This is a genomic window from Caulobacter sp. (assembly GCF_049283275.1).
Taxonomy (GTDB): Bacteria; Pseudomonadota; Alphaproteobacteria; order Caulobacterales; family Caulobacteraceae; genus Caulobacter.
This window is the reverse complement of the sequence record NZ_JBAPVS010000075.1, coordinates 1-21,935: the sequence shown is the minus strand read 5'-3', so window position 1 is coordinate 21,935 and position 21,935 is coordinate 1. Positions and strand designations below refer to the sequence as shown.

At 66.9% G+C, this 21,935-nt stretch carries 19 protein-coding genes and 2 pseudogenes; 13 read left to right on the top strand and 8 right to left on the bottom strand.

Features of this window, described 5'->3' with window-relative positions; genetic code table 11:
* Nucleotides 1–66: 66 nt before the first annotated feature.
* The 3 genes and pseudogenes from WAL33_RS03795 to WAL33_RS03785 all read right to left on the bottom strand — a co-directional run bounded on the left by WAL33_RS03795 (nucleotide 67) and on the right by WAL33_RS03785 (nucleotide 2,063).
* On the bottom strand, nucleotides 67–531 hold the full coding sequence (locus tag WAL33_RS03795; RefSeq protein WP_422178641.1) for a chemotaxis protein CheW: 465 nt from the start codon (nucleotides 529–531) through the stop codon (nucleotides 67–69).
* A gap of 22 nt (nucleotides 532–553) precedes the next feature.
* Nucleotides 554–1,645, bottom strand: a pseudogene (locus WAL33_RS03790) (methyl-accepting chemotaxis protein); the annotation flags it as partial.
* A 1-nt stretch (nucleotide 1,646) separates the two neighbouring features.
* Nucleotides 1,647–2,063 (bottom strand): PAS domain-containing protein, encoded by a 417-nt coding sequence (locus WAL33_RS03785; RefSeq protein ID WP_422178639.1) that lies wholly within the window; start codon nucleotides 2,061–2,063, stop codon nucleotides 1,647–1,649.
* A 251-nt stretch (nucleotides 2,064–2,314) separates the two neighbouring features.
* Between WAL33_RS03785 and WAL33_RS03780 the strand changes: the two genes are divergently transcribed.
* Nucleotides 2,315–2,701: a PAS domain-containing protein gene (locus WAL33_RS03780; protein WP_422178637.1), complete on the top strand. Its 387-nt coding sequence runs from the start codon at nucleotides 2,315–2,317 to the stop codon at nucleotides 2,699–2,701.
* A 115-nt stretch (nucleotides 2,702–2,816) separates the two neighbouring features.
* On the opposite strand, the gene WAL33_RS03775 is transcribed toward WAL33_RS03780, so the two are convergent.
* A complete protein-coding gene (locus tag WAL33_RS03775) occupies nucleotides 2,817–4,421 on the bottom strand; it encodes an EAL domain-containing protein (protein ID WP_422178635.1) in 1,605 nt (534 codons plus the stop codon).
* 288 nt (nucleotides 4,422–4,709) lie between these two features.
* Between WAL33_RS03775 and recA the strand changes: the two genes are divergently transcribed.
* The 4 genes from recA (at nucleotide 4,710) to WAL33_RS03755 (ending at nucleotide 10,180) form a co-directional block, all read left to right on the top strand.
* Nucleotides 4,710–5,780, top strand: a complete 1,071-nt coding sequence (gene recA, locus WAL33_RS03770) for a recombinase RecA (protein WP_422178633.1) — start codon at nucleotides 4,710–4,712, stop codon at nucleotides 5,778–5,780.
* A gap of 514 nt (nucleotides 5,781–6,294) precedes the next feature.
* Nucleotides 6,295–8,943: an alanine--tRNA ligase gene (gene alaS / locus WAL33_RS03765; RefSeq protein ID WP_422178631.1), complete on the top strand. Its 2,649-nt coding sequence runs from the start codon at nucleotides 6,295–6,297 to the stop codon at nucleotides 8,941–8,943.
* A gap of 194 nt (nucleotides 8,944–9,137) precedes the next feature.
* Nucleotides 9,138–9,347 (top strand): helix-turn-helix transcriptional regulator, encoded by a 210-nt coding sequence (locus WAL33_RS03760; protein ID WP_422178629.1) that lies wholly within the window; start codon nucleotides 9,138–9,140, stop codon nucleotides 9,345–9,347.
* A complete protein-coding gene (locus WAL33_RS03755) occupies nucleotides 9,344–10,180 on the top strand; it encodes a hypothetical protein (protein WP_422178627.1) in 837 nt (278 codons plus the stop codon). Before WAL33_RS03760 ends, WAL33_RS03755 begins: the two co-directional genes overlap by 4 nt.
* A 46-nt stretch (nucleotides 10,181–10,226) precedes the next feature.
* Here the strand turns inward: WAL33_RS03755 and WAL33_RS03750 are convergent, their stop codons facing one another.
* Entirely contained in the window at nucleotides 10,227–11,237 is a 1,011-nt protein-coding gene (locus WAL33_RS03750; RefSeq protein ID WP_422178625.1) for a helix-turn-helix domain-containing protein, read from the bottom strand.
* A 170-nt stretch (nucleotides 11,238–11,407) separates the two neighbouring features.
* Between WAL33_RS03750 and WAL33_RS03745 the strand changes: the two genes are divergently transcribed.
* Complete coding sequence (locus WAL33_RS03745) at nucleotides 11,408–12,226, top strand: DUF2306 domain-containing protein (RefSeq protein ID WP_422178623.1); 819 nt, start codon at nucleotides 11,408–11,410, stop codon at nucleotides 12,224–12,226.
* Nucleotides 12,227–12,437: 211 nt separating this feature from the next.
* Complete coding sequence (locus tag WAL33_RS03740) at nucleotides 12,438–13,931, top strand: amino acid permease (RefSeq protein WP_422178621.1); 1,494 nt, start codon at nucleotides 12,438–12,440, stop codon at nucleotides 13,929–13,931.
* A 333-nt stretch (nucleotides 13,932–14,264) separates the two neighbouring features.
* Here WAL33_RS03740 and WAL33_RS03735 read toward each other — a convergent pair whose 3' ends face one another.
* Genes WAL33_RS03735 through WAL33_RS03725 form a run of 3 tightly spaced genes read right to left on the bottom strand, consistent with a single transcriptional unit; the run spans nucleotide 14,265 to nucleotide 15,968 of the window.
* The gene (locus WAL33_RS03735; protein WP_422178619.1) at nucleotides 14,265–14,888 is read right to left on the bottom strand and encodes a DUF1190 domain-containing protein; all 624 of its coding nucleotides are present in this window, start codon (nucleotides 14,886–14,888) and stop codon (nucleotides 14,265–14,267) included.
* A gap of 8 nt (nucleotides 14,889–14,896) precedes the next feature.
* Nucleotides 14,897–15,307: a DUF350 domain-containing protein gene (locus WAL33_RS03730; protein ID WP_422178617.1), complete on the bottom strand. Its 411-nt coding sequence runs from the start codon at nucleotides 15,305–15,307 to the stop codon at nucleotides 14,897–14,899.
* A gap of 19 nt (nucleotides 15,308–15,326) precedes the next feature.
* Nucleotides 15,327–15,968 (bottom strand): YjfK family protein, encoded by a 642-nt coding sequence (locus WAL33_RS03725; protein WP_422178616.1) that lies wholly within the window; start codon nucleotides 15,966–15,968, stop codon nucleotides 15,327–15,329.
* A 195-nt stretch (nucleotides 15,969–16,163) separates the two neighbouring features.
* Here WAL33_RS03725 and WAL33_RS03720 point away from each other — a divergent pair, with 195 nt between their 5' ends.
* The 6 genes and pseudogenes from WAL33_RS03720 to WAL33_RS03695 all read left to right on the top strand — a co-directional run.
* A complete protein-coding gene (locus tag WAL33_RS03720; RefSeq protein WP_422178614.1) occupies nucleotides 16,164–16,592 on the top strand; it encodes a YjfI family protein in 429 nt (142 codons plus the stop codon).
* A gap of 172 nt (nucleotides 16,593–16,764) precedes the next feature.
* Complete coding sequence (locus WAL33_RS03715) at nucleotides 16,765–17,499, top strand: PspA/IM30 family protein (RefSeq protein ID WP_422178612.1); 735 nt, start codon at nucleotides 16,765–16,767, stop codon at nucleotides 17,497–17,499.
* Nucleotides 17,499–18,656: a glutathionylspermidine synthase family protein gene (locus WAL33_RS03710; protein WP_422178610.1), complete on the top strand. Its 1,158-nt coding sequence runs from the start codon at nucleotides 17,499–17,501 to the stop codon at nucleotides 18,654–18,656. Before WAL33_RS03715 ends, WAL33_RS03710 begins: the two co-directional genes overlap by 1 nt.
* Before the next feature lie 816 nt (nucleotides 18,657–19,472).
* The gene (locus WAL33_RS03705) at nucleotides 19,473–19,994 is read left to right on the top strand and encodes a flavin reductase family protein (protein ID WP_422178608.1); all 522 of its coding nucleotides are present in this window, start codon (nucleotides 19,473–19,475) and stop codon (nucleotides 19,992–19,994) included.
* A 74-nt stretch (nucleotides 19,995–20,068) separates the two neighbouring features.
* Entirely contained in the window at nucleotides 20,069–21,565 is a 1,497-nt protein-coding gene (locus tag WAL33_RS03700) for a CoA-acylating methylmalonate-semialdehyde dehydrogenase (RefSeq protein WP_422178606.1), read from the top strand.
* A 67-nt stretch (nucleotides 21,566–21,632) separates the two neighbouring features.
* Nucleotides 21,633–21,935 (top strand): annotated as a pseudogene (locus tag WAL33_RS03695) (peptidase M15); the annotation flags it as partial.

The following is a 21,935-nucleotide window of genomic DNA, read 5'->3' as shown; positions in this document are numbered from 1 at the left end:
TGAGAGCCCCTCAAAGTCTTTCACGCCGACACCTTGCCAAGACTTTCCAACCAACGATCGTCTCCTTTACGCGGCGATACGCTGAGCCGGGAGAAGCGCGCTAACAACGAGCCGGCTGAGTAAGCGATCTTCAATCGGGATGATGGCGTCGACGAAAAGGTCCAAGGTCGTGGTTTCGATCTGCGGCGGCTCTTGCAGCACGCTGGCGTCCACTTGGAAGGTTTCCTGAACGGCGTCGACGAGAACGCCGGCCAACTGCGCAGAGTGCTGGATCACGACGATGACGTGGCGTGAGGAGACATCTGTCACACCCAAACCTAAACGGCAGCGCAGATCGATGACCGGCATCACCGCGCCCCGAAGATTGATCACCCCAAGCATGTAGCTTGGCGTGTGCGGCATCTGCGTCGCCGCGGTCCAACCCCGAATCTCTCTTACACTGCGAATGTCGATACAGAACTCCTGGCCGCCGATCTCAAACGAAATCAGCTCCAGTTGGCCCGCGCTGGGGAGGCCGCCATCGTTCACCATTTGGCCGTCTCCCATATCCGGATCAGAATTCTTCCCAGGACTGTGTCGCCGCCTGAGCAGCGCCCCCGGGACGCGCGAACGCGGCAATCTTGGCCTGGGCTCGCGCTACGGGGTTAGCCGCTGGCGCATGACGACCAGGCTGAGCGGGTTCGATCCGCGCGACGGGCGCGCCGGTCTGAAAGCGCGCGACCAGCGAGGCCAGCTCAGCGGCTTCGGTCTTCAGATTGGCGGCCGCAGCGGTGGCTTCTTCGACCATGGCGGCGTTCTGCTGGGTGACCTGATCCATCTGGTTGACGGCGGTGTTGACCTCATTGAGGCCGGTGGCCTGTTCCTGCGACGAAGTGGCGATCTCGGAGATCAAGACATCGATCTCGGCGATCTTGGTCACGATTCCCGTCAGCGCTTGGCCGGTGTCGCCGACGAGTTTAACGCCGCGCTCGACCTGTGCGGTGCTGCTGGCGATCAAGGTCTTGATCTCCTTTGCCGCCTCCGCCGAACGCTGGGCCAAAGCCCGGACCTCTTGGGCGACGACGGCAAAGCCGCGCCCGGCCTCCCCCGCGCGAGCGGCTTCGACACCAGCGTTCAAGGCCAACAGGTTGGTCTGGAAAGCGATTTCATCGATCACGCCAATGATCTGGGTGATCTGACCTGAACTTTGCTCGATCTCGCCCATGGCGGCGACCGCGTCGCGCATAACTTCGCCCGAGCGGGCCGCGTCGGTTCGCGCGCCAGAGGCGGCGGATGAAGCCTGCTTGGCGCCTGCTGCGCTGCGCTTGACGGTGGCCGTGATCTCATCCAGGGCCGCCGCCGTCTGCTCCAGGCTGGCGGCCTGCTGCTCAGTGCGGCGCGACAGATCATCCGAAGCTGTGGAGATTTCGTCGGCGCCGGCGCGCAAGCCGCCCGTTGTCGCGGTGATGCCGCTCATGGCATTACGCAGGCTGTCGATCGCGGCGTTGAAGTCGTCCTTGATCTGCGCATACCGGCCTAGGAACTGCGCGCTGATGCGGGCGGTCAGATCACCTTGCGCCATGCGCTTGAGGCTTTCGGCGAGGTTGGCGACAACCTCCTCCTGCTCCTCGGTCGCGCGTTGTCGCTCGCCCTCGGAACGCATTCGCTCATTGTTCAATGGCCGTGACGTCGGTGGCGAACTTAATGACCTTGTAGGGCTTGCCGTTCTCATCGAGCACGGGGTTGTAAGAAGCCTGAATCCAGCACTCGGCGCCGCCTTTGCCGATCCGCAGGAACTTGCGCGCAACGAACTGTCCGCTGTTGAGCTCATTCCAGAAGGCGCGATACTCGGCGCTTGCCGCTTCGGCCGATGGGACGAAGATGCTGTGATGTTTTCCTACGACTTCCTCGGCCTGGTAGCCCAAGGCGTTCAGGAAGTTGGCGTTGGCCCGAAGGATCGTTCCGTCGAGCTTGAACTCGATCACCGCCTGAGACCGATCCATGGCGGCGACCTGAGCTTGTAGCTCGCGCACTCCAGCGGCGACGGCGGCTTGCTTGGATTTGATCGTGTTGGAGAACAGCATGCGGTTGATTTCGCTTTGAGAACAATGTTGCGCGAACGTTGCTGCAAAACGCTAATGAGGTCCTAATTTCCAATTCAAACGGCAGTATGCCGCAGTCAGAGCGTCACTAAACTGAGCAATACATTCGAAAGCGCGACCATAGGTCACGGTTAACAACTAATGAATTGCAATCTAGCCGATCTCATCTAAGCCGCAATCGCGGCAGGTGAGTTCAATGCGTGGGTGGCGTGAGCATGGGCATAGAAGATTTGATGGCCGCCCTGACGGCCGACTCGGAGACGGCGGTGGTCGTCACCGATGGCGAGCTTTCGCATCCAGGTCCGACCATCCTGTACGTCAATGGCGCCTTCGAGCGCATGACCGGTTATCCGAGTTCGGAACTGGTGGGGCAGACGCCTCGATTGCTTCAAGGCGAGAAGACCAGTCTGGCGACGCGCCGCACGCTGGCCCGCGCGCTGCGCGACGGGAAACGGTTGAAGGTCGCCCTGATCAACTATCGCAAGTCGGGTGAAGCCTATCGGTGTGAGGTCGAGGTCTTTCCGATCCTCAATAGCGACGGGGTGCTGGTCAACGCCGTGGCGCTGGAGCGTGAAATTAGGCGACGACCGGGGCGACGTTCCACGATGCGTGAAGCCTAGAAGACCTTAGATCGACACGCAGACCGTCTCTCGGTCTATGAAAGTGAGCGGCCCCTCATCCGTCAGCCCGCGGCTGACACCTTTGCTCCCGCGAGGGGAGAAGGATCCGTGGGCTTTACCCCCAGCCCTCGGACGCGCCCGACCGACGCGCCGCGGGGGTCACAGAGCCGATCTTCCGCGCCGGTTGCGGTTGTTCCGCCGGCTTGCCGTACAGCCAGCCCTGGGCGAAGTCGACGCCGGCCCTGCGGACCACGTCCTCGACCTCGGGGGTCTCGACCATCTCGGCCACGGTGCGGACCTTCAGGTCGCGGCACAGTTCGACCAGCCGGCGCACCAGGGCCCCGTCGCGGCCGTTTCCGGCCAGGTCGCGCACATAGCGGCCGTCGATCTTGACGATGTCCAGGCTCAGTTCCTGCAGATAGGCGAACGACGCCGACCCGGCCCCGAAGTCGTCCAGGCAGACCATCGAGCCCAGGGCGCGCAGGGTCTGGATATGCTGGTTGGCGCGCGGCAGGTCGTCGATGGCGCTGCTCTCGGTGATCTCGAAGATCAGGCGCCCCTTGGCGGCGTCGGTCCTGGCCAGCAGGCGGCCGATATGGTCGACGAAGTTCTCGTTGACGATGGTGCGGCCCGAGACGTTGACCGCCAGCCTGATCTCGCCCGTGCGGTCGGCGGCCAGCCGCTTGACCGCCATCTCGGCGACGGCATGGTCCAGCTCCTCGATCAGGTCGAACTCCTCGGCCATGCGGATCAGCTGGAAGGGGCTGCCGCCGTCCTCGAAGCGCACCAGGGCCTCGTGGTGGTGGGCCAGGCCGCTCCTCAGATCGACCACCGGCTGGTAGGCCAGGGTGAAGCGTCGCTGGCTGACCGCCACGCCAAGCGCGCCGGCCCGCGCCAGGGTGCGCTTGACCGACTGGTTCATGGCCTCGGAGAAGCTCAGCTGCGGGCCGTCCCCCGGACCTTCCCGCAGGAAATCGTCGAGGGCGTAGCGCAAGGCCTTGAGGCCGCGCGACGCGCTCGCCCCGGCGTCGATCGGCGCCACCTGGGCGGTGGTCTGGACACCGGTCGCGCGGGTCAGGCGCTGGGCCATGTCGTCGGGGTGGTCTGGCTTGGTGCGGACCAGGGCGAAGCGGTCAGGCGTCAGGCGGGTCGCCATGCCGCCGGCGTGGGACTCAGCCCGCACGGCCCCGGCCAGCTTGAGGTCCAGGGCCTGGACCTCGGGCTTGGACATTTGCTGCCGCACCTCATCCAGGCCCGTGAAGTCGACCATGGCCAGTTCCAGCTCCAGGCCGATGGCGCGCGCGGCCTCGAACAGTCCCCTGGCGATGTCCTCGAAAACCTCGCGGCTGCGCAGGCCCATCTCGTCCATCTGCCCCGAAGGGGCGGGGGCGGACGTGACCGAAACCGAGATCCGGCCGCCGTTGTCGGGCAGGGCGCGCATGGTCAGGTGCACATGGCGTGAAGCGTCGCCGGCCATGCCGACGGTGACCGGGCCGCGTCTTTGGCCGTCGCTCATCACGTCTGTCGCGGCGTCGATCAGGGGGCGGTCGGCGGGGGCGAACAGGTCGCGCCAGGTGCAGCCCATCACGGTGCGCTCGTCCTGACCCAGGATTCGCTGGACGGCGCCCAGCGCTAGGGTCACGCGCCCGTTCTCGACTTCCAGAAGAAGATCGGCGCTAGCGAAGGCCAGGCCCAGAAGGCGGCGTGGATCGATCGACAAGACGGAAGCCTCCCGGAAGGCGCTCAGAATCGCCGGGCGTCGTTAAGGACGGGTTGAGCCCAGGCCGCCTTCTATCGTTTTCCTGGCGTTTTTTTTCAGATTGCGGAGCGACCGCACAAATCCTCCTAGATGCGACCGATTTCGACGTACCTGGCCCTTACAGTAAGAACATGTTGCGAACATGGAACAAACCATGTACGCGTTAATCATTCCACAGGCGGGTGGGCGCGGCGGTCGCGAACCTCCGGTCCGGTTGTTGGAATCATGGAATAAGGGCGGACCTCTCCAATGAGCAATCAGGCGGCTTTGAAACTCGTGGGCAAAGAAGACGGCGACAAGCAACGGGCTCTGGAAGCCGCGCTGGCCCAGATCGATCGGGCGTTCGGCAAGGGCTCGGTGATGAAGCTGGGCGAAAAGGGCAAGGTCGAGATGGAGGCGATCTCCACCGGCTCGCTCGGCCTGGACATCGCGCTCGGCATCGGCGGCCTGCCCAAGGGGCGGGTGATCGAGATCTACGGGCCGGAAAGCTCGGGCAAGACGACCCTGGCCCTGCACGTGGTCGCCGAATGCCAGAAGGCCGGCGGCACCGCCGCCTTCGTCGACGCCGAGCACGCGCTGGATCCGGGCTACGCCTTCAAGCTGGGCGTCAATCTCGACAACCTGCTGGTCTCCCAGCCCGACAACGGCGAACAGGCCCTGGAGATCACCGACACCCTGGTGCGCTCGGGCGCCGTCGACATCGTGGTCATCGACTCCGTGGCGGCCCTGACCCCCAAGGCCGAAATCGAAGGCGAGATGGGCGACAGCCTGCCGGGTCTGCAAGCGCGCCTGATGAGCCAGGCCCTGCGCAAGCTGACCGCCTCGATCAACAAGGCCAACACCATCGTCATCTTCATCAACCAGATCCGTCACAAGATCGGGGTGATGTACGGCAGCCCGGAAACCACCACCGGCGGCAACGCCCTGAAGTTCTACGCCTCGGTCCGCCTGGACATCCGCCGCACCGGTTCGATCAAGAACCGCGACGAGATCGTGGGCAACAACGTCCGGGTCAAGGTGGTCAAGAACAAGGTGGCTCCGCCGTTCCGCGAGGTCGAGTTCGACATCATGTACGGCGAGGGCATCTCCAAGCTGGGCGAGATCATCGACCTGGGCGTCAAGGCCGGGATCATCGACAAGGCCGGCTCCTGGTTCTCTTACAACAGCCAGCGCATCGGCCAGGGCCGCGACAACGTCCGCGAGTTCCTCAAGGCCAACAAGGACCTGGCCGCCGAGATCGAGGCCGCCGTGCGCAAGTCTTCCCAGAAGATCGAGGAAGAACTGCTGGTCGGCGGTCCCGAGGACGACGGCGAAGAATAGGACTTCCCTGGTCCGGGCCGTCTTCGGACGGCTCGGATCGGTCGAAGGTTTCGCGGCCGCCGCCCGCTGCGGGCGACCCCGCCTTATAGCCCGCCGCGCACACCGCCCGGCCGGCCGCGATTCCCGGACGCCTGGACCCCATGCCAGGCGTCCGATTTCGTTTAAGGCTCCGCCATTCCTCCCCCTCAGGGGGAGGTGGCGTTCCGGACGCAAGTCCGGGACAACGGAGGGGGTCTGCTGAGCCGACCCTCCAAATCCTCCCCTGTGGGGGAGGCGATCGCGTAGCGATCGGTGGGGGAGTTTTGACGGCGCGCGATCTTGGATGAGGCGAAGCCGGATCATTACCCCCGTCGGCTGTGCCGACACCTCCCCAAAGGGGAAGGACCTTGGGCGGCCGCCGGACCTTCGCGCGCCCCTCCCGGCCACCGACTCAATTTCCTCTCCGCTTGAAACCGCGCTATGCAGCGCCGACTTCCGGTGAGACCGGACCCAGTACGAAGCCCTCGAGACGCCTATGCCCAGCCTGAACGAGATCCGCAGCACCTTCCTGAACTATTTCGGCGCGGCCGATCACGCCATCGTCCCCTCGGCGCCGCTGGTGCCGCAGAACGATCCGACGTTGCTGTTCGTCAACGCCGGCATGGTGCCGTTCAAGAACGCGTTCACGGGCGCCGAGACCCCGCCGTATCCGCGCGCGACCTCGTCGCAGAAGTGCGTCCGGGCCGGCGGCAAGCACAACGACCTGGACAATGTCGGCTACACGGCCCGCCACCACACCTTCTTCGAGATGCTCGGCAACTTCTCGTTCGGCGACTATTTCAAGGAACAGGCGATCACCCACGCCTGGACCCTGCTGACCCGCGACTTCGCCCTGCCCAAGGACAAGCTGCTGGTCACCGTCTACCACACCGACACCGAGGCGGCCGACCTGTGGAAGAAGATCGCGGGGCTGGACGACAGCCGCATCATCCGCATCGCGACCAACGACAATTTCTGGTCGATGGGCGACACCGGCCCGTGCGGCCCGTGCTCGGAGATCTTCTTCGACCACGGCCCCCACATCCCCGGCGGCCCGCCCGGCAGCCCGGATGAGGACGGCGACCGGTTCATCGAGATCTGGAACCTGGTCTTCATGCAGTTCGAGCAGATGGCCGGCGGCGAGCGCGTCTCGCTGCCCAAGCCGTCGATCGACACCGGCATGGGCCTGGAGCGCGTCGCCGCCGTCCTGCAGGGCGTGCACGACAACTACGACATCGACCTGTTCAAGGCCCTGATCGCCGCCAGCGTCGAGCTGACCGGCGTCAAGGCCGAGGGCGCCCAGGCCCCGTCGCACCGGGTGATCGCCGACCACCTGCGCTCGTCCTCGTTCCTGCTGGCCGACGGCGTCACGCCCTCGAACGAAGGCCGCGGCTACGTGCTGCGCCGGATCATGCGCCGGGCCATGCGCCACGCCTATCTGCTGGGCGCCAACGAGCCCCTGATGCACCGCCTGGCCCCGACCCTGGTGGCCGAGATGGGGCAGGCCTATCCCGAGCTGCGCCGCGCCGAGGCCTCGATCGTCGAGACCCTGCGCCAGGAAGAAGAACGCTTCCGCGTCACCCTGGGCCGCGGCATGGGCTTGCTTGACGAAGCCACGGCCAACCTGACGACCGGCGGCGTGCTGGACGGCGAGACCGCCTTCAAGCTCTACGACACCTACGGCTTCCCGCTGGACCTGACCCAGGACGCCGTGCGCGCCAAGGGCATCACGGTCGACACCGACGGCTTCGACGTGGCCATGGACCGCCAGCGCACCATGGCCCGCGCCAACTGGGCCGGCTCCGGTCAGCAGGGCGCGGCCGCCGCCTGGTTCCCGATCCGTGAAGCCAACGGCCCGACCAACTTCGTCGGCTATGACAACACCGAGACCACCGGAACCGTGAAGGCCATCGTGCTGGACGGCGCGCAGGTCCAATCGGCCGAGAAGGGCGCGAGCGTCGAGGTCCTGCTGGACCGCACCAGCTTCTACGCCGAGAGCGGCGGCCAGGCCGGCGACACCGGCGTGATCGAGGCCCATGGCGTCGAGAGCCGCGTGACCGACACCCAGAAGCAGGCCGGCGACCTCTATGTGCACCGCGTCGAACTGGCCGGCCCGTTGAAGGTCGGCGACAGCGTCGTGGCTTCGGTGGACGCGGCCAAGCGCACCACCACCCGCGCCAACCACTCGGCCGCCCACCTGGTGCACGCCGCCCTGCACCATGTGCTGGGCCCGCACGTGGCCCAGAAGGGCCAGATGGTCGACGGCGACCGCATGCGCTTCGACTTCAGCCACGGCGGTCCGTTGAGCGCCGATGAGATCGAGCGCATCGAGGCCGAGGTCAACGCCGTGATCCGCCAGAACGTCCCGGCCGAGACCAAGGAAATGGCCCCGCAGGAGGCCATCGAGGCCGGCGCCGTGGCCCTGTTCGGCGAAAAGTACGGCGACAGCGTCCGGGTGCTCACCCTGGGCAAGTCGCTGACCGATGAGGCCAAGGCCTATTCGGTCGAGCTGTGCGGCGGCACCCACGTGGCCCGCACCGGCGACATCGCCCTGTTCAAGATCGTCTCGGAACAAGGCGTGGCGGCCGGCGTGCGTCGCATCGAGGCCCTGACCGGCGAGGCGGCCCGTCGCTTCCTGCTGGACCAGGCCGGCGTCGCCAAGGCCCTGGCCGACCAGTTCAAGGCCCCGGTCGCCGAGGTCCTGGCCCGCGTCGACGCCCTGGTCGCCGAACGCAAGTCGCTGGAGCGGCAACTGGCCGAGGCCAAGAAGCAACTGGCCCTGGGCGGCGGTTCGGGCGCCGGCGCCGCGGGTCCCGAAGACGTCGCGGGCACGGCCCTGATCGCCCGCGTCCTGGACGGCGTCGGCGGCAAGGAGCTGCGCGGCGTGGCCGAGGAGTTCAAGAAGCAACTGACCTCGGGCGTCGTGGCCCTGGTCGGGACCAGCGACGGCAAGGCCGCCGTCACCGTCGCCGTCACCGCCGACCTTACGGCCAAGTTCAGCGCCGCCGACCTGGCCAAGGCCGCCGTGATCGCCATGGGCGGGCAGGGCGCCGGCGGCAAGGCCGACTTCGCCCAGGGCGGCGCGCCCGACGCCACCAAGGCCCAGGACGGCCTGGACGCGATCAAGGCCGCTCTAGCCGGCTGATCGATTTCGCGTCTGCCCCTCAGGACGGTTCGGCTCGCCGCCGAGCCGTCCTTTCGTTTGTGCCGGCCGCGGGGCGACACCGACCTTCAGCGCGTTCGCCAAGGGCGGATCGCAGACCTCTCAAGGGTATGTAAAGAACTCTTGACACCTTCGTGCGCCAGCCTGTAAAGAATGCTTTACAGGCTGGAGGTCTCTTGGAAAACCGTTTGAAGGCGATCCGCGAGGGGCGGGGATGGAGCCAGGGTGAGCTGGCCCGACGGCTCGGCGTCTCGCGCCAGACGATCAACGCTGTTGAGACCGACAAGTACGATCCCAGCCTGCCGCTGGCTCTGCGCATGGCGAAACTGTTCGGCGTCGCCGTGCCGGAGTTGTTCGTGGACCACTGGACACCGGAGCAGGAGTGATCGACATGCCCTTATCGAGATGGCGCGATATCGCGGCCTGGAGCGCCGCGGGAGCGATCGTCTACATCCTGGCTCTGTGGGGCGCCGCCGCGTTCCTGCATCAGGACATCATGCGCGCGATACTCCGACCGACCAGCGTCACGGCGCAGCTCGGTCTTTGCTTGATCGTCTCGATAGCGGCGGCCGGCTTCACCAATCGCAAGCGGCCTATCAACTTCCGGAACTTGGGCAGTTTCCTGATCCAGAATGCGGTGGCCATCGTCGCTTTGCTGCTGACGATAATGGGCTTCAGCGCGTTGGCCCGCACGGGCGCGGTGAGCCCCGCCGAGTGGATCGCCGCCGTGACGGGTTCAACCCTCATAGCATTGGCGATCATCGGAAGCCTCGTCATGGCGAGCACTCATACCGATCTCGCTCTTGTCGATGACGAGGTGGCGGCCGAAGACATGCGGGAACGCGGCCGGTTGTTTTTTTACAGCTTCCTGTGGATCGCCGCCTGCGGCCTGTTGCTGATCGGATTGAGCCTTGCTGGGCCGCTAGGCCTGCTGTCCCCGGCCGCGGCTCTTGCGGGCACGCTGGTCTCGATCGCCCTCCTTGCCGGGCTGGGCATCGCGACGTGGCGACTATCGGACGAGTTAACGCGAGCCCTGTCGCGCGAGACCGGCAACATGGCGTTCCATCTGATCCTCGTGCTCGGCGGCGGTTGGGCGACGTTGGCCCACCTCGGCTTCGTGGCCGCGCCCACACCGCTGGGTTGGCTGACGATGTTCATCGTATTGATGTTCGTGGCGAGTTTCATCGTGCTGGGACGGAGGAAACTGCTCACGCTCTGAAGACGAAGTGGGTGGCTGTGTCCCTCGTCCGCCCGCTCTCACACGCCTAGCCTCCCCCGCTCGCCCGCGCCGCCGAGCGATATTCCCGCGGCGTCGTGCCGACCTCGTCGCGGAAGGCGCGGTTGAAGGGGCCGAGCGAGGCGAAGCCGCAGGCGAAAGCGACCTCCAGGATCGAGCGTCGCTCATTCGGGTGGGCGAGCATCTGCTTGGCCCGCGCGATCCGGTGGTGGTTGATCCAGCGATTGAAGTTCGCAAAGCCGAGCGCCGTGCTGATGCACTGGGAGACCCGGTGCTCGGGCTCGCCCAGCCGGGCGGCGACATCACCGATCTTGAGCTCGGGCCGACGGTCGACGGCCTCGTCGATCAACAGCTGTCGAAGGCGTTCGGCCAGACGCGCGTCGTCCTGGGTCGGCGCGCGGCGCGGCGCCGTGGCGGTTCGCGCGGTCAGCGGATGGCCCCGTCGAAACCGCACCGCGACCAGGAGGGCCGCCAGCCCCATGACGGCGCAGGCGCTCTTGGCCAGATCGTCCCGCAGGGCCTCGTCGGGCCCTTCGCCGACGGCGCGCAACCCCATGACCGAGACGGCCACCAAGACGGCGTAGATCGTGACGAAGGCGAACCGGAACCGTCGCTCGGCGATCGGCAGGTCGCGTCCGTAGCGATGGAAGGGTTCGACGAAGGTCAGCAGCAGGGCGGCTGAGCCGCTCAGCGCATAGGTGTTGCCGGCCACGCGTCCGATCAGCCCCCCGGCCGGGGCGAGGACCGACAGGGCTCCGCTCAACGCCACGACCAGACCGACGACGCGAGCCCATCGGGCGTCCCGCTCGGCCGGATCGAACAGGGCGCGGGTCGCCAGCCAGGCCCAGCCGCAGGCCCCGACGCCGAGAGCCGAGAAGACCGTCGCGGCGCCGCCTTCGACGAACCGCCCCAGGATGTAGAAGACGAACGACGCCGTCGCGATCGTCGCGTGAACCCGCAGCCGGCCGCGCGGCCGCCAGGGTTTGGGACCTTTCCCCGCCGCCGCGATCGAAGCGCTGGATGTCGTGGCCGATGGCATACGCTTTTTCCTCTCCGGCGAAATTGCCCGTCGTCGCCTGGCTCTGTCCACCGGTGCGCGCGCGTCCTGGAAAATATCTCTAGCCGAATTCCAAATCGGCGAGACCCGACGCCCGCCTCGCCGCCATCCCTGCCGTCGGCCTCAGCCTGGAGGTCGCATCAGGAGGCGCCATGTCGATCCCATCCTCGTCACCGGTCCCGGCCAGCGCCGGGGCGACCGCCCTGCGCTGGGCGGGCGTCCTCTGGTTCGTCGTCGCCGCCATCGGCCAAACCGCCTTCATCGGCTTCATCCTCGCCTTCTACGGGGTGCGCACCGCGACCGGCGACTTCGCCGGCTGGAACGACAAGCCCCTGATCGACGGCTACAAACAAGGCGACGACCTAGGCAACACGGTCTTCGCCGCCCACGTCCTGCTGGCGTCAGTGGTGACGCTGGGCGGCCTGATGCAGATGATCCCCGCCCTGCGCCGCAAATGGCCCAGGCTGCATCGCTGGACCGGGCGGACCTTCCTGGTCATCGCCGTCTTCATGGCGCTGAGCGGCGTCTGGCTGGCGGTCGTTAGGGGGACCTACCTTTCCGTCATCTCGGCCGTGGCGATCCTGATCAACAGCGTTCTGATCCTGATCTTCGCCGGCCTAGCCTGGCGGCACGCGATCAAGCGGCGGTTCGAACAGCACCGGCGCTGGGCCATGCGCACCTTCATGGTGGTCAGCGGGGTCTGGTTCCTGCGGGTCGGCTTGATGGGCTGGATCGTCGTCAATCGGGGGCCGGTGGGCATGACGAAGGACATGTCGGGACCCACCGACATCGTCATGACCTTCGGCAGCTATCTGATCCCTCTGGCCTTCCTGGAGCTGTACAGCGCGGCCGAGAGACGCGGCGGCGACGTCCGCAAGGCCCTGACGGCGGGCCTGATCGTGTTCGCTTCCGCGTTCACGGCGGCCGGCGTCTTCGGAACCATCGCCTTCATGTGGGGGCCTTATGTCTAGGGATCATCACGCCCTCATCGTAGCAGGATCGGAAGCCGATCCTGCCGTCTCCGTCGGCAGGCGCCGGCTCCAACGGCCCTGAGCGCGTCCAGCGGCGCCAAAATAGTGAACGCCGGTCTCTGAAAGCCGATATTTGTGATCACGAACGCTCGCCGTCTCGGCGGGATGAGCGCAGCCTTCCTCCGGATCAAGGGCAAGAGGGGTACGGGCCATGAGCGAAGAATCCGTCGGGGGCGGCGTCAGCTACGAAAAGGTGGGCGCGGAGTATTTCGATAAACGGGGCCTCAAGCGCTATGCGGGGGTGTTCTCGCTGTGGGCGCTGGGCGTGGGGGCGGTGATCTCGGGCCAGTTCTCGGGCTGGAACCTGGGGATGGGCGTCGGCGGCTGGGGCGGCATGCTGGTGGCCACCCTGATCATCACCGTGATGTATCTGGGCCTGACCTTCTCGATCGCCGAAATGGCCGCGGCCCAGCCGCACACCGGCGGGGCCTACAGCTTCGCCCGCGCCGCCATGGGGCCGTGGGGCGGCTTCATCACCGGCCTGTGCGAGAACGTCGAATATGTGCTGACCGCCGCCGTGGTCTGCTTCTTCATCGGCTCGTACCTGGGGGGCATCTTCGAGACGCCGGCCTGGGTGCAGCCGCTCTACTGGGTGGGCGCCTACATCATCTTCGTGGGGCTGAACGCCGGCGGGGTGGCGATGTCGTTCAAGTTCACGGTGTTCATCACCCTGCTGGCCCTGGCCTGCCTGGCGGTGTTCTGGGTCAGCGCCCTGCCGCACGCCGACTTCTTCAAATACGCCATGAACGTCGGCCCGGGCGGGACCGAACTGCCGGACGGCCACGGACCGTTCCTGCCGGCCGGGGTCGGCGGGGCCCTGGCCCAGCTGCCGTTCGCGGTCTGGCTGTTCCTGGCCATCGAGCAGCTGCCGCTGGCCGCCGAGGAGAGCCACACCCCGCAGCGCGACCTGCCCAAGGGCATCATCCTGGGCATGGCCACCCTGATCGTCTCGGCCCTGCTGGTGCTGTGGCTCAACAGCGCCATCGCGCCGGGCGCCTTCGCCCTGTCCAAGTCGGGCGAGCCGATCCTGGAAGGCTTCCGCACGATCTATGGCGGGGGTCTGGCCAAGGTCCTGGCGGCGATCGCGGTGGCGGGGCTGATCGCCAGCTTCCACGCCATCATCTTCGCCTATGGCCGGCAGATCTATTCGCTGTCGCGCGCCGGCTACTTTCCCCGCGCCCTGTCGGTGACCCATGGCGTGCGCAAGACGCCGGACGTGGCCCTGCTGACCGGGTCGGGTTTCGGCCTGGCGGTGATGCTGGTGGTCTGGTTCAGCCTCGGGGCCGAGAAGGGCGCGGCGGTGATCGGCGGCACGCTGCTGAACATGGCGGTGTTCGGGGCCATGCTGTCCTATGTGGCCCAGGGCGTGTCGTTCATCCTGCTGCGCAGGAAGTTCCCGCTGATGGAGCGGCCTTACAAGAGCAAGTTCGGCCTGACCGGGGCGGGCCTGACGGTGGTGATCTCGCTGGTGACGATCTTCTACCAGCTGAAGGACCCGATCTATCGCAGCGGCGTGATCGGGGTGGCGATCTGGTTCGCGGTGGGCATCGCCTATTTCGCCCTGTTCGGCCGCAAGAAACTGGTGCTGTCGCCCGAGGAAGCCTTCGCGATCAGCGGCGGCAAGACGGTCTACGAGACTCACTGACGAGAGCGGCCTCCGGGGGGCAGGGGGACAGGCGGTGGGAAACCTGTCCCCAGCTTGTCCCCCGAAACTCGCCGTGATTTCGAATATCGATGTTCACCCGATCGCGGCGACGCGCTATCGAAGGGACGCCGCCAGCGTCTTGGACCCGCCCGTCCGGGACAAGACCGACCCGTTCGTCCTCAAGGTTCTGAAGCCATAGGGGAGGGGGAGGGGGACACGCCCGCGCCGTCAGCCGCGCCGGGAGAAAGAGCGCCGTTCGCGCGGGCGTGTCCCCGTTTTCCATCTGCGCCGTCCGCTCATTCCGGCCTTCGCCGGGGTGGGCGGCGTTTTGGATCACCCCCCGTACGAGCGTCCCGAACCGCCGAAGCCGCCGCGCGAGATCACCGAGCTGCGGCTCTGGACGCGGGTGGGCGCGCGCATCTCCGGCGCGTTGAAGCTGTCGGTGCGTACGCGGGTGCGGCCGGTGACGTAGTCGCGCGACAGCGGATAGCCCGAACCGCCGTAATAGGTCCCGTTACGGTCGCGGTACATCGGCGCGCCGAAATAGCCGCCGCCCATGTTGTTCAGCGCCTGGCCGACGATGAAGCCGGTCAGCAGCGGGGTGAAGAAGCTGCCGCCGCCGCCGTTGTTGCGCGGCACGCACTGGTCGACGCCGTAGCGCTCCTCGCAGCTTTGCTGGTCGCCGAACTTCGGGGCGTTGGCGGCGCTGTCCTTCTGGGCCTGATCGAAGGCGGTCTGGCACTGGGCGGCGGTCATGTCGCCGGAGGTCTTGCAGTCGTCCAGGCTGGCGTAGGTCTTGGCGTCGACCTCACGCGAGGCGGCCGGCGGGTCGCCCCACTGGGTGGCCGTGCCGGGGTCGTCGCACGCGCTGACCGAGATCGCCGTGCCGGCCATCAGGCCGGTCAGGGCCAGGCCGCTGGAACGCAGGCGGCGACGCGGTTGAGGGGTGTTGTTCATGGCGCGCCTCAGGCCGTCATGCAGGCGGCGTTCAGCACGCCGACCGCCAGGGAGATGCTCAGCAGATAGACGCCGGCGGCGATCTCGCCCTTCTCGATGCGGGCGGCGACGTCCTTCATCACCACCATGCGCACCAGGGTGAAGGCGGCGATCTGCAGCACGCCGGCCAGGCCCGCCCAGGCGCAGAACTCCAGCAGGGTGACGGTGTTGCTGAGCGCCGAAGCCAGGGGCAGCACATAGCCGACCAGCGCTCCGCCCAGGGCCAGGGCCGCGGCGACATTGCCCTCGCGGATCAGCTTGCCCTCGTTGTAGGGCGTCACCCACTGGTAGATGATCTTGAAGATCACCGTGAACAGGCCGGCGGCGACGAAGGCCACCAAGAAGGCCAGGGCGCTGGCGCCAAATCCGTGCAGGTCCATTTGCTTTCCCCCTAAGGCCCTAAGCCTTGAATTCGCCGACGCCCAGCGGGACGCCGATCATGATCTCGAACGACACTTCGGTGCGGTCCTCGTTCTCCTGCTCGATGGCCAGCAGCAGCTCGCGGCCCTCGCCGGGCAGGTCGCGGCCGAACAGCATGCAGGTCTGGTAGATCCGCCGATCGGGAACGCCGTCGCGGTCGTCGTGGACGTCTTCCCAGAAGGTGACCGGGTCCTGGCTCTCGGCCTCGTCGCCGAACCACAGACGCTGATAGTCGGGCAGGCCGGCGGCGGTGAAGGTGCGGGCCCGCAGGCGCTGTTTCCAGGCGTCGCGATCGGCGCGGCTTCCCGGATAGGCGCTTTCCCACGGGACGAACACGGTGATGTCGTTGACGCGCTGGCCCTCGCGATCGTCGGACACGGCTTGGAACATCACGTCGTCGTCGGTGTAGAACCGGTGCACGAAGCCGCCGTCCTTCAGATCGACCAGCCCCTGGGCGGTGATCTCCAGGGTGTCGCGGTCCAGCGGAAAGCGCAGGTCATCGCCCAGGCGGCGCCAGGCCAGGGTGTCCAGCCAGACGGTGCGGCCCAGGGTGACGTTGCGGATCGCCGGCAGGGCCGAGGCGGGGCTTACGTCCTTGCGGCCGAAGAGCTTGCTGAACATGGACGACCCGTTGCGGAACTCGCTTCACATGTACGACGCCCGCCGCTTCATAAAAAGAGGAAGAGGTAAAAGGGGGCGGGGGATTACCAACTTGTCATCCTCGCACGTAAGGTTGCGCTCTCGACGACTGGCGTTCGCCCGCCCATCTAGTATGAAACGGCTCCAAGATCGGATCGCCGAAGGAGAGATCGCTCGATGACGACCCCCGCCTGGACTGTTCGTTCGCTGAAGACGGCGCTTTCCGACGGCTTCAGCGACGCCATGACGGCCCGCGTGGTCGAGGGCGTCGATCCGATCCTGGTGGTGACCATGCACGAGCAGGGCGACCTGGAGATCTATGTCAGCGTCAGCGACCAGCAGATCGCCGCCTCGGTCTTGCTGTGGCCGGTCGACGAACAGAAGGACCGTCACGCCTTCAACGAATTCCTGCTCAAGGCCCAGAAGCTCGTGCCGCTGTCGAACTTCGGCATCAGCACCGTGGGCGAGCGCGACTATTACGAGCTGTTCGGCGAGCTGGCGCCCGGCTCGTCGCTGGACGACATCCTGATCGAGCTGCGCGTGTTGGCCGACAACGCCATCGAGGCCGCCTCGGACCTGCGCTCGTCCTTCACCCCCACCGCCTAGATCGATCGGAGGCGCCGCGGGACCGAATTCCTTCTCCTTCGACAAGCTCAGGATGAGGAATTCCACTCGGGACGCCCATGAAGCAGCCCTCATCCTGAGCTTGTCGAAGAACGAGGGCGGACCCGCCGCCGCCAACAGTATATTCTCCAACAAAGGCCTTCGGAGACCCCCTATGTCCATCTGGAACAAGCTGTTCACCCTGGGTCGCGCCGGCGCGCACGAGGCCACCGCGGCCGTCGTCGACGCCAACGCCATTCGCATCCTCGACCAGGAAATCCGCGACGCCGACACCGCTCAGGGCAAGGCCCGCGACGACATGGCCACGCTGGTGGCCCGCCGCCGCATCCTGGAGAAGGAAGTCAGCGGCTTCCGCGACCAGGTCACCAAGTACGAAGGCTCGGCCCGCGCCGCCGTCGCCAAGGGCGACATGGACCTGGCCCGCCAGGTGGCCCAGCGCATCGCCGACCTGGAACAGGACATCGCGCTGAAGGAGCCGCAGATCGGCGAGATGCGCGCGGCCGAGGACCAGCTGCACACCGCCATCACCGCCACCGACCGCCGCATCGAGACCCTGCGTCGCGAGGTCGAGGTGGTGAAGGTCAATGAGAGCGTCCAGAAGGCCCAGGCCGCCGTCTCGGCGCGCGGCGCGGGGGCCGGGGCGTCGCTCGGCTCGGCCGCCGACAGCCTGGCCCGGATCAAGGAACGCCAGATGATCCGTGGCGAAAAGATCAAGGCCGCCGGCGAGCTGGAAGACCGCCGCACCGGCGCCGACCTGGACGAAAAGCTGCGCCTGGCCGGCATCATGCCGGGTCAATCCAGCGCCGACGACGTTCTGGCCCGCCTGGCCCCGGCCGCTCCGCCGCTGCAGATCGAGCAGAAGGCCGGCGACGGCAGCAAGAGCGAGTAGTGCGCCGCCTCAAGCTGACGCCCCGACCCGACTGGCAGGCCAAGGCCGAGGCGGTCGGGTTCGTCTATCACCACACCGAAGGCCAGGCCTATTGGGACGAAAGCGTGGCCTACGCCTTCACCCTGGAGCAGGTGGAGCAGGACCTGGAGCCGGCCGCGGCCGAGCTGCACGACCTGTGCCTGGACCTGGTCGACGAGGTGGCCGCCAGCCAGGAGCTGATGGAGAAGCTGGCGATCCCGGTCGAGCATCGCGACTTCGTGGCCGCCTCCTGGCGCGCCAAGTCGCCGTCGCTCTATGGCCGTTTCGACTTCGGCTATGACGGCCAGTCCAAGCCCAAGCTCTACGAATACAACGCCGACACCCCGACCAGCGTCTTCGAGGCCGCCACCTTCCAGTGGCTGTGGCTGGAGGAGCTGATCGCCAACGGAACCTTCCCGGCCAACGCCGACCAGTTCAACAGCCTGTTCGAGGCCCTCCGCGACCGCTTCAAGGTGCTGTTCCCCACCGGCGGCTTCGTCCACTTCGCCAGCGACGAGGACGCCGTCGAGGACCGCCAGACCGTGCGCTTCCTCGAAGACCTGGCCTTGCAGGCGGGCGTCGAGCCCAAGTTCGTGGCCATGGACAATATCGGCCTGAACGAAGAGGGCCAGTTCGTCGACCGCGAGGGCTTCGTCCTGCAGGCGGCGTTCAAGCTCTATCCGTGGGAGTTCATGCTGCGCGAGCCCTATGCCGCGCATCTGGAGACCGCCCAGGTCCGCTGGATCGAGCCGGCGTGGAAGGCGATCCTGTCCAACAAGGCCATCCTGCCGCTGCTGTGGGAACGCCACCGCGGCCACCCCAACCTGCTGGAGGCCTATTTCGAGGGCGACCCGGCGGCGAGCGCGCTGGGCGGGCGGTTTGTGCGCAAGCCGCTGTTCTCGCGCGAAGGGGCCAATGTCGAGGTGGTGGGCGGCGACGAGCCCGTGCTCGACCAGGGCTATGGCGCGGAAGGCGCGATCGTCCAGGCCTACCACCCGCCGCCGGACTTCGACGGCAAGCGCCCGGTGGTCGGGGCGTGGATGGTCGGCAACGAGCCGGCGGGCATGGGCATCCGCGAAGACGACAGCGTGGTGACCAAGAACCTGGCGCGGTTCGTGCCGCATGTGATCGAGGGGTAGGGGGCGGGGTCTGCGCCGTGTCCGATTTCGGCGTGAAGGCCAATGGCGGCTTCCGACCCGTTGCGGACGTCCATGGAACCCCTCTCTCTATGAGAGAGGGTTCAAAAGCGCTTATGCTCTGCGTTCAGCGAATGAAGTTCCACGATTTCAACGCCCTGAACTTTCTCGACCGAACTTATCCCCATCCTCCAGACCTCCCGTATCCTTGTCTCACCTCGTCGCAGGGAAAGGGCGCATGGCCAGCGACCGATGCGGCGGCGGGGGGCGATCGAGCGGGAGGCTCTGTCGGCGGCGGCGTCCGCGTGGACGGCGTCAAACCTCACGTCTCTGGAGCCGGTCGGGCCTGGAACACAAAAACGACGTGGCGTGAGGGCTGACCTAGCAGCAGGCGAGCGGTGACAGGCTCGCGGTCCGGGGCTGGGGTTCGTTGACCTGGCCCGCCCGTCGGAGGCTTCAAGGCGGCGAGGCCCTAACAGGGCTCAGCGTCGCGGGCTTCCGGATAACGATGGCGCGGAGCGGCAGGCTTCGTCGAAACGGTATTTATTCAAAGTTCTCCGGACGGTGTCCGGCGCTCCGCGGCCCTTTCCATTCCCTCAGCGAGAGATCGCGTGAGCTTGAAGAACCGTGCCCGTTAACACTTGCCCCCACCTGACCGCTTCGCGGTCTGTCCGCCCCCAGAGGGGGCGGAGGATCGGCGCGCGCTTCCTCTTCCCCCTGTGGGGGAAGACGGTCGCGAAGCGACCCGTAGGGGGCAAGTGATCACCGCACGGCCCCAAACCCTTGCCCGTAACGTCGGTTTGCATCACTGGTGATCCAATGAGTCAGCCGGTCACGATCGAACTGGGCGAGGGCGGCGCGCATGACGCCCGGGCGCTGCGCCACGCCTTCGGATGCTTCACGACCGGGGTGACGGTGATCACCACGGTCGGCGAGGACGGCCGCCGCGTGGGGTTGACCGCCAACTCGTTCACCTCGGTGTCGCTGGATCCGCCCCTGGCCCTGGTCTGCGTCGACCTCAACTCGCGCAGCCTGCCGACCCTGGACGCCGCCGGGCGGTTCACGGTCAATGTGCTGCACGCCGACCAGCAGCTGATGGCTCGCCAGTTCGTGCAGAAGGACGGCGACCGGTTCGCGGGCATCGAGACCGAGACCTGGGGCACGGGCGTGCCGATCCTGCCCGACTGCATGGCCAATTTCGAATGCGTGACCCATCAGGTCTTCGACGCCGGCGACCACCGGGTCTATGTCGGACGGGTGGTGAAGCTGCGCTACGATCCGGACCACGAGCCGCTGGTCTATTTGCAGGGCCGGTTCCGCAAGGTGCATGTGGAGGAATAGGCGGAGAGAATTTGCGCGATACGGCCCGGACGCCGGATGCTATGACGCGCAAAACAAGATTTAGGGAGCGTATCATGCGGACCATCAGCCATTTCGTGAACGGACAGGCTCTCGAAGGGCAGTCCGGCCGTTTCGGCGATGTGTTCAATCCGAACACCGGCGAGATCCAGGCCCGCGTGGCCCTGGCCACCGACGCCGAGCTGGACGCCGCCGTCCAGGCCGCCGCCGCCGCCCAGATCGGCTGGGCCGCGACCAACCCCCAGCGCCGCGCCCGGGTGATGTTCGAATTCAAGCGCCTGATCGAGCGCGACATGAACCTCTTGGCCGAGATCCTGTCGTCCGAGCACGGCAAGGTGATCGCCGACTCCAAGGGCGACATCCAGCGCGGCCTCGAAGTGATCGAGTTCGCCTGCGGCATCCCCCACATCCTGAAGGGCGAATACACCGAGGGCGCGGGCCCCGGCATCGACGTCTATTCGATGCGCCAGCCGCTGGGCGTCTGCGCGGGCATCACCCCGTTCAACTTCCCGGCCATGATCCCGATGTGGATGTTCGGCATCAGCATCGCCGTGGGCAACACCTTCATCCTCAAGCCGTCGGAGAAGGACCCGACCGTGCCGGTGAAACTGGCCGAGCTGATGATGGAGGCCGGCGCGCCCGCCGGGGTGCTGAACGTGGTGCACGGCGACAAGACCGCCGTCGACGCCATCCTGACCCATCCGCTGATCCGCGCGGTCAGCTTCGTCGGATCGTCCGACATCGCCCACTACGTCTACCAGACCGGCACGGCGCACGGGAAACGCGTCCAGGCCATGGGCGGGGCCAAGAACCACGGGATCGTCCTGCCCGACGCCGATCTGGACCAGGTGGTCAAGGACCTGTCGGGCGCGGCCTTCGGCTCGGCCGGCGAGCGCTGCATGGCCCTGCCGGTGGTCGTTCCGGTCGGCAAGAAGACCGGGGACGCGCTGCGCGAGCGGATGGTCGCCGAGATCGAGACCTTGAAGGTGGGCGTCTCCACCGACCTCGACGCCCATTACGGTCCGGTGGTCAGCGCCGCCCACCGCGCCAAGATTTCCGACTACATCCAGATCGGCGTCGACGAGGGCGCGGAGCTGGTGGTCGACGGCCGCGACTTCGCCCTGCAGGGCTTCGAGAAGGGCTTCTTCATCGGCCCGTCGCTGTTCGACGGCGTCAAGAAGGGCATGAAGACCTACCAGGAGGAGATCTTCGGTCCTGTGCTGCAGATCGTCCGCGCCGAGAGTTTCGAGGAGGCCCTGGCCCTGCCGTCCGAGCACCAGTACGGCAACGGGGTGGCGATCTTCACCCGCAACGGCCGGGCGGCGCGCGAGTTCGCCAGCCGAGTCAATGTGGGGATGGTCGGCATCAACGTGCCGATCCCGGTGCCGGTGGCCTATCACACCTTCGGCGGCTGGAAGCGCAGCGCGTTCGGCGACACCAACCAGCACGGCGTCGAGGGCGTGAAGTTCTACACCAAGGTCAAGACCATCACCGCGCGGTGGCCGGAGGGCGACCACGAGGGCGACGCCTTCGTCATCCCGACGATGAAATAGGCGGGCGACAGGCATAGGGGCGATGCGAAGACTGGCCGGACCTTTCACCGCGATCGCCCCTTTCCTGATGGGACTTGTCCTGAGCACAGCCGCCTTCGCCCAATCCTCCGTCCTTTCGTCCCTGGACGCCGCCGAAATGGCGGCGGTCGGCCAGTATGGCGATCGGGCCGCGCCGCTGACGGTGTTCGAGCGCGACGGCGTTCTGCGGGTCGATGGGCGGGGCCTGAAAGACGCCGCCCTGACGCCGCTGGGCCGCGGCCGCTACGGCGTCGAAGGTGGTGGTGAACTGGTGCTGGAGCCGGCCGCCCTGCGTCTGGACGGAACGCGTCTGCCGCGTCACGACTTCGGCGCGCAGGTCGAGGCCGCGATC